This is a genomic window from Bacillus halotolerans (genome assembly GCF_001517105.1).
GTDB classification, from domain to species: domain Bacteria; phylum Bacillota; class Bacilli; order Bacillales; family Bacillaceae; genus Bacillus; species Bacillus halotolerans.
Genome location: NZ_LPVF01000001.1, coordinates 44,512 through 63,511, shown reverse-complemented (window position 1 = coordinate 63,511; position 19,000 = coordinate 44,512). Strand labels below are relative to the sequence as shown.

The 19,000-nt window shown below is 44.2% G+C and carries 19 protein-coding genes and 1 pseudogene; 8 read left to right on the top strand and 12 right to left on the bottom strand.

Going from position 1 to position 19,000, the window contains the following annotated elements; translation table 11 throughout:
- Positions 1-90: 90 nt before the first annotated feature.
- Together purT and AU387_RS00325 are read right to left on the bottom strand one after the other, a co-directional pair.
- Positions 91-1,245, bottom strand: coding sequence for a phosphoribosylglycinamide formyltransferase 2 (gene purT, locus AU387_RS00330; protein ID WP_059334404.1), 1,155 nt, complete (start codon positions 1,243-1,245; stop codon positions 91-93).
- Between the two features lie 99 nt (positions 1,246-1,344).
- Positions 1,345-2,403 carry an iron-containing alcohol dehydrogenase family protein gene (locus AU387_RS00325; protein ID WP_059334403.1) on the bottom strand — a complete coding sequence of 353 codons (1,059 nt, stop codon included), beginning with the start codon at positions 2,401-2,403 and terminating at the stop codon, positions 1,345-1,347.
- 216 nt (positions 2,404-2,619) lie between these two features.
- On the opposite strand from AU387_RS00325, the pseudogene AU387_RS21840 reads away from it, so the two are divergent.
- From AU387_RS21840 to AU387_RS00315, 3 genes and pseudogenes are all read left to right on the top strand, one after another.
- Positions 2,620-2,804: pseudogene (locus AU387_RS21840) on the top strand (EamA family transporter); the annotation flags it as partial.
- Positions 2,805-2,863: 59 nt separating this feature from the next.
- Positions 2,864-5,050, top strand: coding sequence for a glycoside hydrolase domain-containing protein (locus tag AU387_RS00320; protein WP_059334402.1), 2,187 nt, complete (start codon positions 2,864-2,866; stop codon positions 5,048-5,050).
- Positions 5,051-5,116: 66 nt separating this feature from the next.
- Positions 5,117-5,542: a hypothetical protein gene (locus AU387_RS00315; RefSeq protein ID WP_059334401.1), complete on the top strand. Its 426-nt coding sequence runs from the start codon at positions 5,117-5,119 to the stop codon at positions 5,540-5,542.
- A gap of 26 nt (positions 5,543-5,568) precedes the next feature.
- On the opposite strand, the gene AU387_RS00310 is transcribed toward AU387_RS00315, so the two are convergent.
- From AU387_RS00310 to AU387_RS00300, 3 genes are all read right to left on the bottom strand, one after another.
- Complete coding sequence (locus tag AU387_RS00310; RefSeq protein ID WP_063623088.1) at positions 5,569-6,822, bottom strand: MFS transporter; 1,254 nt, start codon at positions 6,820-6,822, stop codon at positions 5,569-5,571.
- Positions 6,819-7,736 (bottom strand): bifunctional helix-turn-helix transcriptional regulator/GNAT family N-acetyltransferase, encoded by a 918-nt coding sequence (locus AU387_RS00305; RefSeq protein ID WP_059334399.1) that lies wholly within the window; start codon positions 7,734-7,736, stop codon positions 6,819-6,821. The genes AU387_RS00310 and AU387_RS00305 overlap by 4 nt, the downstream gene beginning before the upstream one ends.
- Positions 7,737-7,830: 94 nt before the next feature.
- Positions 7,831-8,079: a YbeF family protein gene (locus AU387_RS00300; protein ID WP_059334398.1), complete on the bottom strand. Its 249-nt coding sequence runs from the start codon at positions 8,077-8,079 to the stop codon at positions 7,831-7,833.
- Between the two features lie 284 nt (positions 8,080-8,363).
- Between AU387_RS00300 and glpT the strand changes: the two genes are divergently transcribed.
- Positions 8,364-9,698, top strand: a complete 1,335-nt coding sequence (gene glpT / locus AU387_RS00295; protein ID WP_044162126.1) for a glycerol-3-phosphate transporter — start codon at positions 8,364-8,366, stop codon at positions 9,696-9,698.
- A gap of 98 nt (positions 9,699-9,796) precedes the next feature.
- Positions 9,797-10,678 carry a glycerophosphodiester phosphodiesterase gene (locus tag AU387_RS00290; protein ID WP_059334397.1) on the top strand — a complete coding sequence of 294 codons (882 nt, stop codon included), beginning with the start codon at positions 9,797-9,799 and terminating at the stop codon, positions 10,676-10,678.
- Between the two features lie 37 nt (positions 10,679-10,715).
- Here AU387_RS00290 and aimA read toward each other — a convergent pair whose 3' ends face one another.
- On the bottom strand, positions 10,716-12,335 hold the full coding sequence (gene aimA / locus AU387_RS00285; protein WP_059292066.1) for a glutamate/serine transporter AimA: 1,620 nt from the start codon (positions 12,333-12,335) through the stop codon (positions 10,716-10,718).
- A 268-nt stretch (positions 12,336-12,603) separates the two neighbouring features.
- Between aimA and AU387_RS00280 the strand changes: the two genes are divergently transcribed.
- Positions 12,604-12,864, top strand: a complete 261-nt coding sequence (locus AU387_RS00280; protein WP_024120051.1) for a hypothetical protein — start codon at positions 12,604-12,606, stop codon at positions 12,862-12,864.
- 39 nt (positions 12,865-12,903) lie between these two features.
- Here the strand turns inward: AU387_RS00280 and cypC are convergent, their stop codons facing one another.
- Positions 12,904-14,157, bottom strand: coding sequence for a CYP152 family fatty-acid peroxygenase CypC (cypC, locus tag AU387_RS00275; RefSeq protein ID WP_059334396.1), 1,254 nt, complete (start codon positions 14,155-14,157; stop codon positions 12,904-12,906).
- A 159-nt stretch (positions 14,158-14,316) separates the two neighbouring features.
- On the opposite strand from cypC, the gene blaOXA reads away from it, so the two are divergent.
- The gene (gene blaOXA, locus AU387_RS00270) at positions 14,317-15,126 is read left to right on the top strand and encodes a class D beta-lactamase (RefSeq protein ID WP_059334395.1); all 810 of its coding nucleotides are present in this window, start codon (positions 14,317-14,319) and stop codon (positions 15,124-15,126) included.
- A 31-nt stretch (positions 15,127-15,157) separates the two neighbouring features.
- Here the strand turns inward: blaOXA and AU387_RS00265 are convergent, their stop codons facing one another.
- The 4 genes from AU387_RS00265 to AU387_RS21440 all read right to left on the bottom strand — a co-directional run bounded on the left by AU387_RS00265 (position 15,158) and on the right by AU387_RS21440 (position 17,629).
- The gene (locus AU387_RS00265) at positions 15,158-15,349 is read right to left on the bottom strand and encodes a DUF5370 family protein (protein WP_044162226.1); all 192 of its coding nucleotides are present in this window, start codon (positions 15,347-15,349) and stop codon (positions 15,158-15,160) included.
- Positions 15,350-15,366: 17 nt separating this feature from the next.
- The gene (locus AU387_RS00260) at positions 15,367-15,615 is read right to left on the bottom strand and encodes a sigma-G-dependent sporulation-specific acid-soluble spore protein CsgA (RefSeq protein WP_010332841.1); all 249 of its coding nucleotides are present in this window, start codon (positions 15,613-15,615) and stop codon (positions 15,367-15,369) included.
- Positions 15,616-15,726: 111 nt separating this feature from the next.
- Positions 15,727-17,115, bottom strand: a complete 1,389-nt coding sequence (locus AU387_RS00255; protein ID WP_044162131.1) for an amino acid permease — start codon at positions 17,113-17,115, stop codon at positions 15,727-15,729.
- Positions 17,116-17,470: 355 nt separating this feature from the next.
- Positions 17,471-17,629 (bottom strand): hypothetical protein, encoded by a 159-nt coding sequence (locus AU387_RS21440; protein ID WP_175422405.1) that lies wholly within the window; start codon positions 17,627-17,629, stop codon positions 17,471-17,473.
- Positions 17,630-17,954: 325 nt separating this feature from the next.
- Between AU387_RS21440 and AU387_RS00250 the strand changes: the two genes are divergently transcribed.
- Positions 17,955-18,725 (top strand): serine/threonine-protein kinase, encoded by a 771-nt coding sequence (locus AU387_RS00250; protein ID WP_059334394.1) that lies wholly within the window; start codon positions 17,955-17,957, stop codon positions 18,723-18,725.
- On the opposite strand, the gene AU387_RS00245 is transcribed toward AU387_RS00250, so the two are convergent.
- Positions 18,710-18,973, bottom strand: coding sequence for a hypothetical protein (locus AU387_RS00245; protein ID WP_059334393.1), 264 nt, complete (start codon positions 18,971-18,973; stop codon positions 18,710-18,712). The genes AU387_RS00250 and AU387_RS00245 overlap by 16 nt on opposite strands.
- Between the last annotated feature and the right edge of the window lie 27 nt (positions 18,974-19,000).

Sequence of the window (19,000 nt, the reverse complement as noted above, 5' to 3'; positions counted from 1 at the left end):
TAATCAAGAATTTGATTCTTATGATACAATTTTTGGCGGTGATGAAAAAAAACGGGCCATGTATCAAGACAAGGCCCGTCTGTTTCATGTTTATTGAATCGATAGTTGATCCAGCGCTTTCTTCGCGTTCTCTCGCGCTTTTCCAATAGTGTCAGCCGCAGAAAGCGCAACCGCCATACGGCGTCCGACCTTCGTTATCGGCTTTCCAAACACGCGCACTTGTGTCTTTGGCACTGCCAGCGCGTTTTCCAAACCTTCAACAGTGTAATCCGCTGACTCTTCCGGTGCTTTGAGGGGCCGGCTGGCGCCTGGAGAAAGCTGTGTGATTTCTGTAATCGGAAAGCCGAGTATCGCCCGGACATGCAGCGCGAATTCCGACAAATTTTGCGTCACCAGCGTCACAAGACCTGTATCATGCGGTCGAGGAGACACCTCACTGAAATACACCTTGTCTTTCGCAAGGAAAAGCTCAACACCAAACAGACCGTACCCGCCAAGCTCATCCGTAATGGCTTTCGCAATATGCTTCGCCTCTTCAATTTGCTGCTCTGTCATATGATGAGGCTGCCATGATTCGATATAGTCTCCATCCTTTTGCTCATGGCCGATCGGCGCACAAAATACCGTACCGTTCACTGCACGCACAGTTAAGAGTGTAATCTCTGATTCAAACGGGATAAATTCCTCGACGATCACGCGTCCGTTCTTCACTCGTCCGCCTTCCATCGCCGTCTCCCAGCAGCTCTCCAAATCCGCTTCAGAGCGGCATACGCTTTGGCCTTTTCCCGAGGAACTCATCAACGGTTTGACGACACAAGGAAAGCCGATATGAGCTGCCGCCTGTACAAATTCTTCATATGTATTCGCAAATTCATAGCCTGCCGTCGCAAGCCCGAGCGTTTCTGCCGCAAGCCGCCTGATGCCTTCCCGATCCATCGTCAGCTTTGCTGCACGCGCATTTGGGATAACGTGAAATCCTTCCTCTTCAAGCTTCAGCAATTCATCCGTCGCGATTGCCTCAACCTCAGGCACAATCAAATCAGGTTTTTCTTTCTCAATAATGTGTCTGATCTGCTCACGATCCAGCATGTCAGTGACATAGCTTTTATGCGCCACCTGCATCGCCGGAGCATGCTCGTAGCTGTCTACCGCCACCGTCTCTACCCCGAGACGCTGGGCTTCAATCACAACCTCTTTCCCCAGTTCACCTGAGCCTAACAATAAAACCTTCTTTGATTGATACATCTTTGCCCCTCCTATCTGTTCAAAAACCATTATAACTGAAATATTCAAAAAATAAATTTCGTAATAAAAAAGCTAAAATAAGAAAACCCTTATTTTAGCTTATGATTCCAATACATTAATTGCCGCCACAACATCCGCTTCACAAAAAGAACCCATCAAACATAACGATTCTTCCGGCTTGCACGCATGAGCCGCAATGACTTTCTTCGCTTGCTCTTGATCCTTATGGATGCCTAAATCACTCAGTTTCACCGGGAAGCCAAGCTGCTGATAAAACGGAATCAGCTCTTCAATTTCCTGATTTCTCTTCTCAAGCGCAAGCTGAATCAGTATGCCGTACGCCACCTTTTGTCCATGCAGTACATGATGGGTTTCCGGGATAAAACTCAGACCGTTGTGAACCGCATGGGCACCCGCCATCCTGCCGAAGCGTCCAGCATAACCGCCTACAGTTCCTGCCAATGTAATAATGGTTTCTGCTACAGCTGTGAAAGAAGCCGAGGCTTCCCCTCTCTCAAGGCTTTCAACAGCCTTAAGGCTTTCCTGCAGCAAAAGATCACGAATATAGACAGACTGCCTAAGCCCTGCTTCGACCATTAATGAAACAGGCTCCTTCGTATTTCTGATAATGGCTTCCGCTTCATACCACTTCGCAAGCGTGTCGCCAATTCCGCTTTTGACATATTCAATCGGCGAAGAAAGCAGCAATAGCGGATCAACGAGTGTCAAATAGCTGGCACGTTTATGATAATCGACTCGGATAAAGTTGCCTTCTTGATCATAGATCACGCTCAGCGGCGTGCTTGCCGCGCAAGTTCCAGGGATTGTCGGAACAGTTATGACTTCAATATCCATATGATCTGCAACAGCTTTTGCCGTGTCTAACACTGTTCCGCCGCCAATCCCGATAATGAGATCAGCAGATGCCGCTTGTTCCGCAATCTCCCTTATTGCTTCAGGCGAGCTGTACCCTTTATGCTGAATCACTCTCCACTCTGGCGGAATCGCAGCATACGTTTGAAACGCCTCATACGACTTGATGCCCGTTACAACAACAGGATGCTTCCATTCCTTCACAAATGCCGGCAGCTCTTTTACAATTCCTTGTTTGCATATGTATTGATTCGGACCGCTTCGGACCATATCTTCTGGCTGCATCTCTCATCTCTCCTCCATTTTTTCATCAATCATCTCACTCTCTTTAAAATGGTGTCAATCCGCTTTCCCCGCAAACCACCCGTCAATGGCATAAGCGCCGAAAAATGGAGTAACCCCTGTAATCCTGCCTCATAAAGCGTTCCTTTGCTATGCGGGAACCGAATGAGTACTGACGCCTATGGAATCCACAAATGTCTCCGACCTGTTCTCTCTTTTAGCGCTTATATTTACAGATGCCTATTATCACAATCATCTCTTCTATCTTGATTCTGCAGAAAAAAATGACATGGATTGCTCTTCTGGGAGGGGCGCTTACACTGTTAGGACTCTATTTTTCAGAGCTGAAAGAGCGAAATGGAAAGAGGAACGGGTTTAAAAGATGCCGTATCGGCTTTTTTTAAAACTCGTCCTACGTTTGCCACCTATAGATGAACGCGATCAAAAGAATGGAGGAATCGAAATGGATGAAATGGTTTTAATCACACAGCAGTGGCTGAACCAGACGTACAGGGGCAAACATGGGTATAACCCAGTAGAAGAAAGCGGGAAAACTGGGTGGGATACGATCTACGGTCTGACTCGGGCGCTTCAAATTGAACTAGGTATCTCAGAGCCAGCTAATAACTTCGGGCCGACAACACAGCGCTTATTTAAGCCTCTTAAACGCCAAGCTCCAGATTCAAAACCCAGCAACATGAATTTTATTTTACAGGGGGCTTTATGGTGCAAAGGCTTTAATCCCGGCGGTTTTACAGGCGTCTTTTACGAAAAAACAGAAAATGCGGTGAAGGAGTTTCAGAAAGCTGCAGGACTGACAACTCAGGACGGAATTGTCACCACCTTGATTATGAAAGCCTTATTGGACATGAGCGCTTTTAAGCTAGTGTCTGGGGGCGATTCAAGGATCCGTCAGATTCAACAAAACTTAAACCGGGACTACAATGACTATATCGGTTTAATGCCTTGTGACGGACTGTATGCCCGCGATACCAACAAGGCCCTTATTTATGCTTTGCAAAAAGAAGAAGGTATGAGCACAAGTGTCGCCAATGGATTTTTCGGAAACGGCACAACAAGCTTATGCCCTACTTTAACTCCCGGTGATTCAAGAACAGGCTTTATTTTAATTGTTCAGTACGCCCTTTATTGCAACGGAAAATCATTCGACCCTGGTGAGTTTGACGGCAAATATGGCGTCGGTGTTGTTTCAGCCGTTAAAGCATTTCAAAAGTTCATGTGCCTGCCGCAAACAGGTTATGCAGATATGCCGACCATTAAAGCTTTATTATCAAGCTCAGGAGACACAACACGCGCCGCTTCAGCTTGTGATACCGCTACGATTATATCTGCAGAAAAAGCTCAAACACTGCGGAATAACGGTTATAAAACAGTTGGCAGATATTTGACCGGAAATGTGCGGACAAGCAATGGGCTCACATCAAAAGCCCTGACGTCTGAAGAACTTGCAGTTATTTTTGATGCCGGATTAAAGGTCTTTCCGATTTATCAAGACGGCGGCTATCAATCTTCTTATTTTGTAAAAGACCAAGGCACAAGAGATGCGTACAGTGCTGCTTCAGCGGCTCGAAGATTAGGTTTCCCGTCAGGCACGACCATTTATTTTGCTGTCGATTTTGATGCCTACGATTATGAAGTAACAGATAAGATTATTCCTTATTTCCAGGAAATCAAGTCAGCTTTTGCGAAAATGCAGACATTTTCTACTGCGCCTAAATACGAAATAGGCGTATACGGACCAAGAAATATTTGTATCCGAACCCAAGAAGCAGGACTCACAAAGTATAGTTTTGTGGCAAATATGTCAACTGGCTTCAGCGGCAATCTCGGCTATCCGATGCCAAATAACTGGGCCTTTGATCAATTTTATGAAGGAACAATCGGAAGCGGTTCTGGAAGCATCGGGATTGATAAAGACGGCTTTTCAGGAAAAGACTCTGGAGTAAGCCATGTAAATCCACCGTCTGATCCGGTATATGATGCAAGACTGCGTACACTGACAGACATTTTATCTACCATTCCAGCTTTAGAAAATCTATCAGGTCTCGCAAACGCGATGTTTGAATTTGATACGACAGAAACCATTTTCACATCACCAGAGTTGGATATTATTCTATCCACATCACTTCTGGCAACCATACCAAGTGAAGGCTCACCAAACACAATTACCATTACAAATGGTAAACCAGGTGCCTATATCACGGGTTTATTGGGCGATACCCAAACGTCTCTCACTGCGTCACAAATTGATTCTTATCAAAACCTTTTAAACAGTCTCAGCTTGTCAGTACGTAATGGATTTTTAGAAATTTATGTGAACCCGACAGCTCAATCATTAAATATTCAATTTAAAATCTATACGCCTGATATTCCAGTAGGTGACAGTGCTACAACTGGACTTACGACTACGATTACGTTTAAAATAAAACAGAAGCACTTTAGATTACCAGATACTGAGGAAGTATACTCACCAGATTGGGAATCTATTCTTTCTCATATAACATTTGGAGCAGCTGCTGTATTAGGAGTTGCTGTCTTGATAACAGCTATACCTGAAACCTTAGCAGTAGGAGGAGCCGTAGCTTTTATAAGTGCGTTTTTAGCTTTATTCCCTTCTGCAAATAAATAATATATCAGCACTACATGGGTCTGTATCATTTCTCATGTAGTGCTTTACTTTTAAGGAGGATACTGGATGACACTAAATCAACAAACATTTAAAGAAACCGTAAAAACAGCCGAAACAATTACACAGTACAAGGAAAATGATAAAGAAATCTTGGCTTTTCTAAACAAACAGGATTCTATCATGCTGAATCAGCTAAAAGTATTCTTTAGCGAGCCCCAGCTGACTCTTATACATAGTATAAAAACAGTAATCTACGGCACATTAGTAACTCTATTTTTATATTTTACAACGAATGAATTACCACGTGAATGGAGTTTATTTGCCAGACTATTTTTTGTTATTGTCGGTTTTATTTGGCTAGCCTCTTGTTTTAAAAACGCAAAAGCCATTCAAATCTCCCAAAACTTCAAACAAAAATCCGAAAACACCCGCATTGTCGGTATGATCGACTTCGTATTAGAACAAAAATACAAAAAAAGCATCTCTGAATAATCCTCGCCAGAGATGCTTTTTCTCACTTACACCTTCTCCGTCACAGCCTGACTGTCACGATTCATCGCCGCAGGCTCCCTCAGCATCACGTTCATCACGCTTGCAAGCACAAGCATTCCAATCGATAAATAAAAAGCCAGCGTATACTCACCTGTTACGGTATAAATGACGCCGGGCACATATGCTCCGAGGGCAGAGCCGATCTGATGGGCAAGTGACAGCCAGCCGATCATGAGACCGATCGAGTAATTTTGAAAGTACTGGGTGGCAAGCATTTGCGTCGGCGCTACCGTTGCAAAGTCCACTAATCCAAACAGAACCGCAAAGCCTAAAAGCAGGTAGGGTTCGTGGCTGTAAATCAGAATCACAATCGACAGCGCGCGCACCGCATATAAAAAACAGAGGATTTTCCGGCTGCTCCACCGATCCGCTATGATTCCGGACAGTAAGATACCAGCAATATTAAAACCGGCCAGCAGACTGACAGCGGCGCTCGTAACAGTCGTAGAAAAACCGTGATCATGAGAAAAGGGAATCAAATGGGTATCCATCAGCCCGACGGTCGTAAAGCCGCAGATTAAAAACGGAAGGACCAACAGCCAAAACTGCCTCATACGAAACATCGCGGTTACTGAGCCTGCTTTGGTTTTTGATCCTGATTCTGACTCCTCCTCAGCAGCCCCGCCGATCGGCTCTTCATTTTTTTCTGAAGGATGATTTCGCAGCAATAAAAGGGCTGCCGGAAGGACAACGACCATTAACAGCAACCCCAATACCACAACCGTCAGCTTCCAGCTAAACCAATGGATCAGCATAAGCGAGCCGGGAACCAGCAGCATTTGTCCCGCTCCAAAGCCCGCTTCCATGATTCCAAAGGCAAGGCCGCGCTTTTTGCTGAACCAATTCACCACCAGCACACTTGTTGCTACATTCGACGCTCCGCCAACTCCGAGTGACACCCCCAACCCGTAAAGCAGAAAAAGCTGCCACGGTGAAGTGATAAAACATGTCGAGAAAATGCTGATCCCGGTCAGTAACGTGCTCCATAATAAAACCGCCCGTGCGCCCCATCTGTCCACAAGCCGCCCGACCACAGGCTGGGATATCCCGTAAACGATAAAGCTCAGTGTTGAAATCAGCGAGATGGTGCCCCTATCCAGCGAAAACTCCCGCTCCCAAGGCTCGACAAACGCACCAAACGACAGGCGCACACCTTGTACGGCCAATAAAATCAAAAAGGTGATAAAAACGATGATCCAGGCATAGTGGAGTCTTTTCATGACAGCTCTAAATCCCATCGTTCTTCTGTCAGATGCTGTCCCCATAATGGCGTTTCTTCTTTCACTTCACTCAGTCTGAATCCAAATTTCTCGTAAAGCGGACGAGCTTCAGCCATACTGCTCACTGTCCAAAGAAAAATCCGTTCAAACTTCATCTCTCTGCTATATGTAACGAGATGCTCAAGCAGTTGCGTGCCCAGCCCTCTGCCTCGAAACGCGGCATCAACCAAGAACCATCTCAGCTGCACCGTCTTTTTATCTTGTTTGACCAATCCCACACAGCCTGCAAATTTTCCGCCGCTTTCCGCGATCCATATCTTTTCAATTTCCGCGTCAAATGTCTCATGGAGATAAGCTAAAAATGTATCATCCCAGCCATGAGTCTCTGCATAAAATTGCCTTTGCTTTTCAATGAGAAGGTGAATATCATCCGAAAGATAATAATCTCTTACTGAAATGCCTGATGACCTGGATGAGAGCGACTGTGACAATATGGCTTCAATCTCCTCCATAGCCGTCGCAAGCTTGTGCTGCTCTTCATCATCGATTTCCTTCAGCATCAGCTCAACCTGTTCATTTGCTTTCTTCTCAAGCTTTTTATAAATGGCTTCCCCCGTTTCCGTCACATATATATAATGATGGCGGGCATCGGCTTTGCTCTTCTCTTTATAAATCAAATCTTCTTTTTCAAACTGTTTCAGCATCCTGCTGACATATCCCCGGTCAAGCCCCAGCTTATCCTGAAGATCTTTCGCCGTACAATTTGGCGTATTGTAAATCTCAAATAAAATCCGTGTCTCCGTTAAGGAAAACGGGCTGTCATAAATGTGTTCGTTAAGGAAGCCAAGAACATTCGTGTAAAACCGATTGAACTTTCTGAATTTTAAGCCTGTTGCTGATTCATTGGTTTTCAAACTTCTCCCCACTTTCTTATATCGTTGATTAAAGCAATTATAATCATATATAGTTGCCATAGTCAACGATATATCAAAAAAGCGGGACGAAATTTCATTTTCCAGATGCCTTCCTCTTTCTCAGCACCATCAATGTAATATACGATAAAATCAGCGAAAACAAGCTATAGACAACGACCCATCCCAAAAAAGATTGATTGAAAACCGTAAACGTAAGCACGAGAGAAATGATCAAACTAACTAACGGCATCATATATACATTTTTACAAATATAAGTCCCGGCGACCGATAACACAATAATTGCTAACGGTAAAATGCCGAATGCGATATCTAATTTATCCACCTGCAACAGCCTCCCCCCCAGATTTTTATGTTACTTGTAAAAAAACATAACTACCAAAAGGATAACATTTACTTTTTTACACAATTTAAAATTACCCGTTTACATTCACTCCAGACTATGATAATTTAAGAAAGCGCTATCATTATAAGTTAATAGCTTGGATGGAGATGAGGAGAGCCAGGAATTCCACCCCTTTTGACAAGGGGGTGTTTTCTGGCTCTTTTTGTTTTTCAGAAAGGAGGGCACGCCACACATCCAACACAAACAGCAAAGGGGATGATTTGATGTTTCACTTATTTAAACCGGCTCCGCACATTGAGAGACTGGATGATTCAAAGACGGATGCGGCTTATAAGCGGCTCAGGCTGCAAGTATTCTTAGGTATTTTTATCGGCTACGCAGGCTATTACCTGCTGCGGAAAAACTTTGCTTTTGCCATTCCTTATCTGCAGGAACAAGGGTTTTCAAAAACCGAGCTTGGATTGGTGCTGGCCGCCGTATCCATTGCGTACGGCTTTAGCAAATTTATTATGGGCATGGTGTCCGACCGCTGTAATCCGAGGTATTTTCTCGCGACAGGCTTATTTCTATCTGCAATTGTAAATATTCTTTTTGTTTCTATGCCCTGGGTAACTTCGAGCGTCACCATCATGTTTATTTTTATGTTTATCAATGGATGGTTCCAAGGAATGGGCTGGCCCCCATGCGGCAGAACGATGGCCCATTGGTTTTCTATTAGTGAACGCGGAACGAAGATGTCGATTTGGAATGTCGCTCACAACATTGGCGGCGGGATCCTGGCTCCGCTTGTCACTCTTGGAATTGCGATGTTTGTCACTTGGAAAAGCGTGTTTTTCTTCCCTGCCATTATTGCGATTCTGATTTCATTTTTAATTGTCCTTTTGGTGCGGGATACCCCTCAATCTTGCGGGCTTCCGCCAATTGAAGAGTACCGGAACGACTATCCAACACACGCTTTCAAAGATCAAGAAAAAGAATTAACGACAAAAGAAATCCTTTTTAAATATGTGCTTAATAATAAGTTTCTTTGGTACATCGCATTTGCAAACGTATTTGTTTACTTTGTGCGGTACGGCGTAGTGGACTGGGCGCCTACTTACTTAACAGAAGCCAAAGGGTTCTCCCCTGAAGACTCCCGGTGGTCGTATTTCCTTTACGAATACGCCGGCATACCGGGAACGATCCTGTGCGGCTGGATCAGCGACCGCTTCTTTAAGAGCCGCCGCGCACCGGCAGGCGTTCTGTTTATGGCAGGTGTTTTCATTGCCGTATTGGTGTACTGGCTGAATCCGGCCGGCCATCCGCTGGTAGACAACATCGCTCTGATCAGCATCGGCTTCTTAATCTATGGACCTGTGATGCTCATCGGTCTGCAAGCCATTGATCTTGCTCCGAAAAAAGCAGCCGGAACTGCAGCTGGTTTGACCGGGTTTTTCGGATACATCGGCGGGTCCGCTTTCGCAAACGCGATTATGGGATTTGTCGTTGACCGATTTGATTGGAACGGCGGCTTCATCATGCTGATCTCATCTTGTATACTGGCCATCGTGTTCTTGGCTTTGACATGGAATACGGGAAAACGGGCGGAGCATGTTTAAGAAAAGATTATAAAAGATTAATATTTTTCCAACATGCCATTTACATCTGTTTTCTAACATAAAAGCTGTTACTGCTTGTTCATAAGGAGGAAGAAAAGATGAGAAAAAATAGATTACTAGCTTTGGTTCTGCTATCTTTTGGTTTGCTGTCGTTTATGGTTACACCAGTTTCAGCAGCCTCAAAAGGAAACCTGCTGTCTCCTGACCGTATCCTGACAGTCGCGCACAGAGGGGCTTCCGGATATGTGCCTGAGCACACGATCCTGTCTTACGAAACCGCTCAGAAAATGAAAGCCGATTATATTGAGTTGGATTTACAGATGACAAAAGACGGGCAACTCATTGTTATGCACGATGAAAAACTGGACCGCACCACAAACGGCACGGGCTGGGTGAAGGATCATACGCTCGCGGAGATTAAGAAACTTGATGCTGGCTCTTGGTTTAATGAAGCTTACCCGGCAAAAGCGAAGCCGCAGTACGCCGGCCTTAAAGTTCCTACATTAGAAGAGGTATTAAACCGTTTTGGCAAACATGCGAACTATTACATTGAAACAAAATCGCCTGACACCTATTCAGGCATGGAGGAAAAACTGATCGCTTCCTTACAGAAGCATAAACTGCTAAGCAAGCATTCAAAGCGCGGCCAAGTGATCATCCAATCGTTCAGCAAAGAAAGCCTGTTAAAAATTCATCAATTACAGCCTAACCTGCCGACTGTTCAATTGATGGAAGCAAAGCAAATAGCTTCAATGACAGATGCTGATTTGGAAGAAATCAAAACCTACGCTGTCGGCGCAGGTCCGGATTATAAAGCGTTGAATGCAGAAAATGTCCGCATGATCCGCAGCCACGGTCTGCTTTTGCATCCTTACACAGTCAATACAGAATCAGATATGCGCCGCCTGCTGGACTGGGGAGTGACAGGAGTGTTCACCAACTATCCTGACCTTTTCCACAAAGTAAAAAAGGGTTATTAAAAGAAAAAACCTTGCGCCCACAGCGCAAGGTTTTCTTTTATTCTTTTCCCGCAGCAGCTTCTGACTGTGAGCTTATCAGCTGGCTATTAATCTCCTTCGCATCTTTCAAATACTCTGTTTTGAATCCGCTCTTCAGCGCCCACACATAGAAACCGAGCGATACAAAGGCAATCAAGGTCATATCCCAGCCATACGTAATGACGTTCAGACCGCCGAATTTGTCACTGCCCAAATAGGAAATCATCATCATGACAAGCAGGTAAAACACCATCCATATGCCACCTTTAACGTTTTGGCCAAATCCTTTCCATTTCGCCTTGGCCTGGTAATAGAAATAAATCGGAAGTCCGATCAAAATAATAAACAGAACCTGCCCTGTTAACGGCCAGCGCGCCCAATACAGCACGAGCGACGCAAAGATAAATCCAAGCGGCGCAATCACGCTTAAGCCTTTTAATCGAAGAGGCCTGTACAAATCCTTCCCTGTCCGTCTCAATGTCATCACTGTAACCGGGCCTGTGATATAAGAAATTAACGTGGCTACAGAAATAATTTCCGCTAACACACCCCATCCTCTGAACAGGAACAAAAAGATAAACGAAACAATCAAGTTAAAAAACATCGCTTGGCGCGGAACTCCGTAAATCGGATGAAGCTTGCCAAACACGCTCGGCATGTATTTGTTCTTCTCCATTCCGTAAATCATGCGGGAAGTCGTCGCCGTATACGTAATACCTGTTCCGGAAGGTGACACAAAAGCATCCGCATATAATACGATGACAAGCCAGTTAATATTTAATGCAATCGCCAAATCAGCAAAAGGAGAATTAAAATTAAGATGGCTCCAGCCGTGAGCGATATCAGACGGATTCACCGCTCCGATGAAAGCAATCTGCAGCAGCACATAAATGACTGTCGCAACTAACAGAGAACCGACAACCGCAATCGGGATCGATTTCCCGGGATTTTTGGCTTCTCCCGCCATATTGATCGGGCTTTGAAATCCGTTAAACGCAAACACGATACCTGAAGTCGCAACCGCAGTCAGAACACTTGCCCAGCCATTCGGTGCAATGCTTTGGCCCGCTGTAAAGTTTTCTCCATGAAATCCGACAAAGAGCAAAGCGCCAATTGTCAGGCCTGGAATAATGATTTTAAAAATCGTAATTAATGAATTCGCTTTCGAAAACAAATTGACTGTCCAGTAGTTCAGCAGAAAATAAATCAGAAGCAAAACAGAAGCGAACACCAATCCTTCTCCTGTCAGCGTTCCGTTTTTCACCAAACCGCTTGTCCATTTCGCCCATTCCCATGGCCACGAACTCATATATTGAACAGAGGCTACAGCTTCAACAGGAATAACGGATACAATTGCAATCCAGTTGGCCCAGCCTGCAATAAATCCGATAAACGAACCGTGCGAATATTGCGTATATTTCACCATTCCTCCTGCCTCAGGGAACATAGAACCTAATTCACTGTAAGAAAGAGCAATAAATAAAATAACAATCATGCCGATAACCCATGAAATAATGGCAGCAGGCCCCGCAATTTGGGCAGCGCGCCACGCCCCAAATAACCAGCCTGACCCGATCATCGACCCGAGCCCGACCATCATAAGGGCAAACGTTCCCATTCTTCGATGTAACTGATTCATATCGTAAACACCTTTCATGTATGATGACATTCTGTTGCTAAGTTATATTATTATTCTGATTACTTTACTTTGTCAATATTTATCGAATGATAGCTAAAATAATAAAAAATTAATGGATCTCGCCTTCCAATATAGGAATTTAGTCACTATCTTCACCCAAAATAGAATTTACTGTAAAACAATTGATAAAATACACAGAGGTTTAGCCTTAAGCAGAACGGGAATGATACAGGAAACATTATTTTTAAAATAGAAAGGAGTTTTTACCATGAAACAAAAGCTGTTACTTTCCGGTCTCGCTGTTTCAACTGTCGGCATCACTTCTTATCTATTAAAAGACCCGTCAAACCGCCAAAAGGCAAGAGAATTCATTCACAGCATGAAAATGAAGATAACAAAACAACCAGATATGGAAACGTTCCCAGTCGATAAAGCCGGTCACCCGCACCCGCATGACATTGAGGACAACAAAATGGTATCCGAAGGCTCCATGTATCCTGTTCAATACTACGATGAAAAAAAGAAGTAATCAAAAAGCTCTCTTCGAAAAAGAAGAGAGCTTTTATATTTATCTTTTCCGTCTAATGCTGCTCATCACAAAACCGCTTTCAGGCAATGACGGCATTCTGGCAAGACTGTAATGCAGCGATTGTGTTGGCACGTCATATTCAACCTGATTCACGAGAAAATCCAGGCTCGCTTTCATCACTTCAATGGTAATCCCTTCCCCCGGACAGCGGTGGCCCTTCTCCGCGTTGCCCCCGCCTTGAGGGATGAAATCAAACGGATTGTCCTCCCGCTCTTTAAATCGCTCAGGCCGGAACTCATCAGGCTTGTCCCACATACGGGGATCATGATTGGTTCCATACACATCAAGCAGCACTGATGAACCTTTTTTAAACTCGCAGTCATTCCATATAAAATCCTTTTTGACAACCGCTCCTAAAAACGGCCCAAAGGGATAAAATCTGCGCACCTCCTGCACAAACATTTCTCTTTCCTGACTGCCTCCAGAACGAAGCCATTCCTTATACTTCGGGTGTTCATGCAGCGCCAACGCTGAAAACGAAATAAAGTAAGCAATTGCTATAATCGGACGCAGCACATTAATGAGCTCGATGGCTGCCATGCGGGCATCAAGCCGGCTCCCATTCTCTTGCGTATAAAAAGCCATTTCATGCAGCGCTGATCCATTTTCTGTTTTCAGCCTGCCGCCGCGCACCTCTTCAATCATTTTTTCAATCCACTCTTCTGTTCGGGGTCTTGCTCTTCTTCCCTTCCAATGCCGCGGTCCCACAGCACCGAACGCGTCTACCATGTCGATGAAATCGTCCGCTCTCTCTTTCACTTCCGTTTCCTTCAGCGGAACACCCGCCCAATAGCAAGCCACCCGGCATAAGATTTCTTTTGCTTCATCAAACAACACAACCTGATCCGCCATTTCCCATCTTGTAACAGCCGCTTCCCACTGCTCTGTCATCAGCTCAGCCAGCCGTTTTTGATGGGGCGGTGTCATTAATGACAGAAAAAGCAGCTTCCGATGAATATGAGCGTCGCCATCCATTGTCTGGATTGCATTGACGCCAAACAGCGATTTCTGCACTCGTTTCGGGAGAGCACCCTGCCGCTGAAATCGTTCTGTATCATAAAAAACCTTCGCAGCCTCCGCGCCGCTCATACAAATAAATATTTTTCCAAGCAAGCGTGCTTGGAACAAATCCGAATGGTAATGCTCTTTTCTATTCTTTATAAACAAATATCCTTCCCGCATCAAAGCCACACTGTTATCGAGGCTTTTGTCATGTGGAATCTGCTCATTCATCCCGCAACCCTGCCTTCCTTTTTTACTTCTGTTTTCACGTTATCTCACGAAGATAAACCCCATTACAGTATTTGCTTCCAAGCATTTTTTCATTACTTTTAAAGGTAGAAAAGCAGAAATGGAGAAAAGATAGATGATCAAAACAAAGGGGAGATCAAAATGAAGAAATGGATATATGTTTTTCTTGTGCTGGTCATTGCCGTGACAGGAGGTTTGTCCGTTCATGCAAAAGCGCCCTCCAATGAAACAAAAAAGCACCTGAATGTCAGCCGGATGAATGTGGATAAGGAGTTCAAGGATACTGACGGAACCTTCATCCTTCATGATTTAGAAAAGGATAAGACATTTGTCTACAACAAGGAACGGGCCAACAAAAGACAAACTCCGCAATCTACCTTTAAAGTGACCAATGCCTTAATCGGCTTGCAGGTAAAAGCCGTCCGGGATGAATACGATGTCAAACGCTGGGATGGCGTCAAACGGGAATTCGAATCATGGAACCGCGACCATACACTTGGCTCAGCCATGCGGGAATCTGCCATCTGGTATTACCAGGCATTAGCGAGGGACATCGGCAAGGAAAGAATGAAAACATGGCTTCATACCCTGTCATACGGAAACGAAGATATCAGCGGCGGAATCGACCAGTTTTGGCTGCAAAGCTCTCTGACAATCTCTCCGTTGGAACAAGAAGCCTTTATGGAGAAGCTTTACAAAGAGAAGCTCCCGTTTGACAAAACGGTCATGAAAACGGTCAAACGCATGATGATTCAAGAAGAAGGAGATCATTATACGCTTTACGGCAAAACCGGAACCCGCCTGACAGACATGGGATTAGGGTGGTTTGTCGGATTCATCAAAACAGAGCACGGCTCCTATACGTTTGTCACCAATGTTGATGACTCCGGTACAACAGCCAAAAACATCACAATTGATATTCTAAAAAAATATGGCCTGATCACTTCATAAATGAATGAGCCCTGCCAAACGTACAGGGCTCTTAAATGTCATGCTCAAAGCAATAATGATTCACAAGCTCTTCAATCAAATCATGATCCGGGTAATCCCCGTTAAACTCAAATTCAATTTCTTCAACAAATTCTCCATGATGATACACGTGGATCGCCCCATTTTGCCGGACGACACTAAACTCCGGCTGAAACGTATAACCGCTTCGTTCAATCGCACCCAATTTCATTCCCGCCTTTCTCAAAGCAGTAATTCATACACCTCATTTAATTCCTTGGCCCGTTTTTGATCCTGTTCGTCTTGGGCATACTTAATTTCCTTTTCCAGCACCTGATTCAAATATGACATCTCATCGTCATCCAAATCCTTTACAAACTCCTCTTCATTGGCATACCGCTTCGCCAGCATCTTCTTGCAAATCCGCAGACAGACTTCGTTTTCAAGATGATTTGAAAGTGACTCGCGCAAATAACCGAGTGTAACATCCATAGTATAAGCACCTTTCCTTTTCGTTCTTTATCCTATAGGTTGCTGAAATGAGAAAAATCCATACGCAAAAAATGAAAAAAGAGACATCAGTCAATGTCTCTTTTTCCTGTATTATTCAGCTGCTTGATTTCTTTTTGTAAGATCCGCCTGCACGCGCTTCCCAATTCCAAAGGCATAATAACTGATGACCACAAGAGCTAAGAAAATAACCCCTACAATTAAAGATATCCGAGTATCATCATTAAACCACATGCCGACAAGAACCATCAGCAAGAAAGCAATCGTCAAATAATTTGTGAAAGGTGCAAACGGCATTTTGAACGGATGTTTATCTAACGCCGCGCCCTTCGCTTTTCTGAATCCGAGGTGGCTGATCAAAATGATAAACCAAGGAATCATCCCCGGCAGCACGCTTGCGCTGTATACATAAACGAAAATCTTCGGCGGCGCAACATAGTTCAGCACAACGCCGACAGCTAATCCGATCAGCACCGCGATTGTGCCATACAGCGGCACACCATTGCGAGAAATCTTCGCAAAGAATTTCGGTGCCTGTCCATTGACACCTAATGTATAAAGCATACGTCCCGCGCTGAAAATCCCGCTGTTGCAGCCTGACATCGCCGCCGTGATAACGACAAAGTTAATAATGCCGGCCGCTGCTGTAATTCCAACTTTAGAAAACGTAGACACAAACGGGCTTCCAAGTGAATTCAGCTCATCCCAAGGATATACCGTCACGATCACAAAAATAGCACCGATATAGAAAATCAAAATACGCCAGATAATGCTTTGAATCGCGTTGCGCAGCGTGTTTTGCGGGTCCTTTGCTTCTCCGGCAGTAATCCCGATCAGCTCAACCCCTTGATAAGCCGCAATAACCAGAGACAATGCAAAGAAAAATCCTGAGAAACCGCCCGCAAAGAAGCCTCCGTGAGACCACAGATTAGATAAACCGATAGCATCTCCGCCGTTGCCAAATCCAAAGAAGATAATTCCGATTCCGGCAATAATCATTAAGATAATCGTCACGATTTTAATCATCGCAAACCAAAACTCAAACTCGCCAAACGACTTAACAGAAATTAAGTTCGCCGCACCGAGAATTGCCATAGCTACGATACCAGGTATCCAAGCAGGCAAATCCGGGAACCAATATTTCATGTAAGAACCGACTGCGATAATTTCTGACATGCCGACGATAATCCACTGGAACCAGTTGCTCCACGCCGTCATATAACCAGCAAGGGGATGAATGTATTGATGGCCGAAGGTTGCAAAAGAACCGGTACTCGGCTCCACATACAGCATTTCACCCATTGCACGCATGATAAAAAAGATAAAAATTCCGCAAATCGCATAAGCCAGAAGGACAGACGGGCCAGTCCATGAAATCGTGCTGGCAGAACCCATAAATAAACCAACACCGATCGTGCCGCCCAAGGCAATCATCTGAATATGACGGGCGCTCAAACCCCTCTTCAATTCTTTATTTTCCACTCCGCTTCCTCCTCTTAAAAACGAATACATGTACAGCTCAACCGAAATAGGATCAAGGCCGACCAGCCTCCAAAACGTTCTTCATTTCATATCAAGCTACAAACATCAGAAAATTCAATCATAAAATTGTTAGATAATCTCCAAAATTACTTATTTCATCATAATAAATTTCTCTGGAAAATACAATTGTTTTTTTCAGGTAAACACTTTCATTCAATGGGTTTGATCTATCACTTTCATTAAAATCTTTTATATGAATATAATGAAATCATGACAATATTGAAAACGATACATGATACAGCTGCTCTCAAGAGATGGGCATAAAAAAATAAGCTGTTCACGATGAACAGCTTACCTAATAATTTACGCCGGTTTGACGTTTTAATGTTTCAAGCCGACTGTATGCCTTTCCCAGCACCTCTGCCGATGTACTCCTGCCTTTATCAGCCGAAACCTTTTTCGTGATATTCTGTGCCATGAGCTGGGTGCGGATATATTGACGATCCAGACGCATTCGATTCCCTCCTGAATAATTCTCTCTTCTCTATTTATCGGCAAATCCATTGTATATATCAACCTCTTAAAACATTTATTTACATCTGAAACTTCATGTATGACGAAAAAAAGGAGGCTTTCTCATGGCTAAAAATGGATCATTCAATTCGCTCTCATGCTGTCAGTTCTATTTACTTGTACTTATTCTGTTTCCGCAGCCGGAATCACTGCCATTACAGGGATTCGGCTCTTTTTTATGCTAAGCTTCCATAGAATAGACTTAGCCCAAGATGCAATTGTTTTGATAAACTATAATCAGTACAATCAAGGGAAGTGCAGCGCGAATGGCATTAAAACAGTTAAAAAAGCTATTATTTGACCGCCCACTGAAGAACGGTGTCCTACTGAACAACCAATACAAAATCGAAGAATGCCACGGCATGGGCGGCTACGGCTTGGTTTATGTGTGCACCGATGTTCATACGCAAACACCGTACGTCTTAAAACAGCTCCGTCCGACAAAAGCCAAAAAACAAAAGGAAAGAGTCCGATTTCAGCAGGAAATTGGTCTGCTCAAAAGCATCAACCACCCGCAAATCCCGGCCTTCATAGAAGACTTCATCATAGACGGACAAGCCTGCTATGTCATGCAGCTGGTCGAGGGAGATAATATAGAGGAATTGTTATTTTTTCAAAAACAGCCGTTTACAGAGCTGATGGCATTACAGCTGATGTCTCAGCTGCTGGACATTGTAGAATACCTGCATGAACGTCTCATTTTTCACACTGACATCAGAACGCCAAACATTATGATGAATCACGGTAACGTATATCTTATCGATTTCGGCCTTGCCAAACAGTTATCTCATGAAGAAGATGAGGAATTAAAGCTCAGAAAACAGGATGACTTCTTCGATCTCGGAGAAACCCTGTTGTTCCTGCTGTACTCTCAATATAAAGGGAAAAAGAAGAAAAACGCCACTTGGCTGGAGGAATTAACGCTGACAAAAGAAGTAACCCTGCTGCTGAAAAAATTATTGGGCATTGATGAAGAGTATCAGCACACGGCTTCCATTCGCGAAGACCTGAAGCGTGCGATTCAATCAGTGACATAAAAAAACCCTTGTCCCAATGCGGAACAAGAACTTTTTTTGCGATTAACTGCTGCTGTAGCTCCGGCGTTTGTAGCGGTGACTGCCGCCATAACGATCATCATGTCTTCTTCTGCCAGAACTGCTGCTGTAGCTGCGGTAATGGCGGCGCCGGCTGCTGCTGTAGTGCCGGTGTCTGTGATGGCGATCACTCGAGCTGCTTGAGAGGGACTTGATCGTTTTGATGATTTTTTTAAACATATGCTGTTCACCCCTTTTCTGCTTCCTATTATATATAA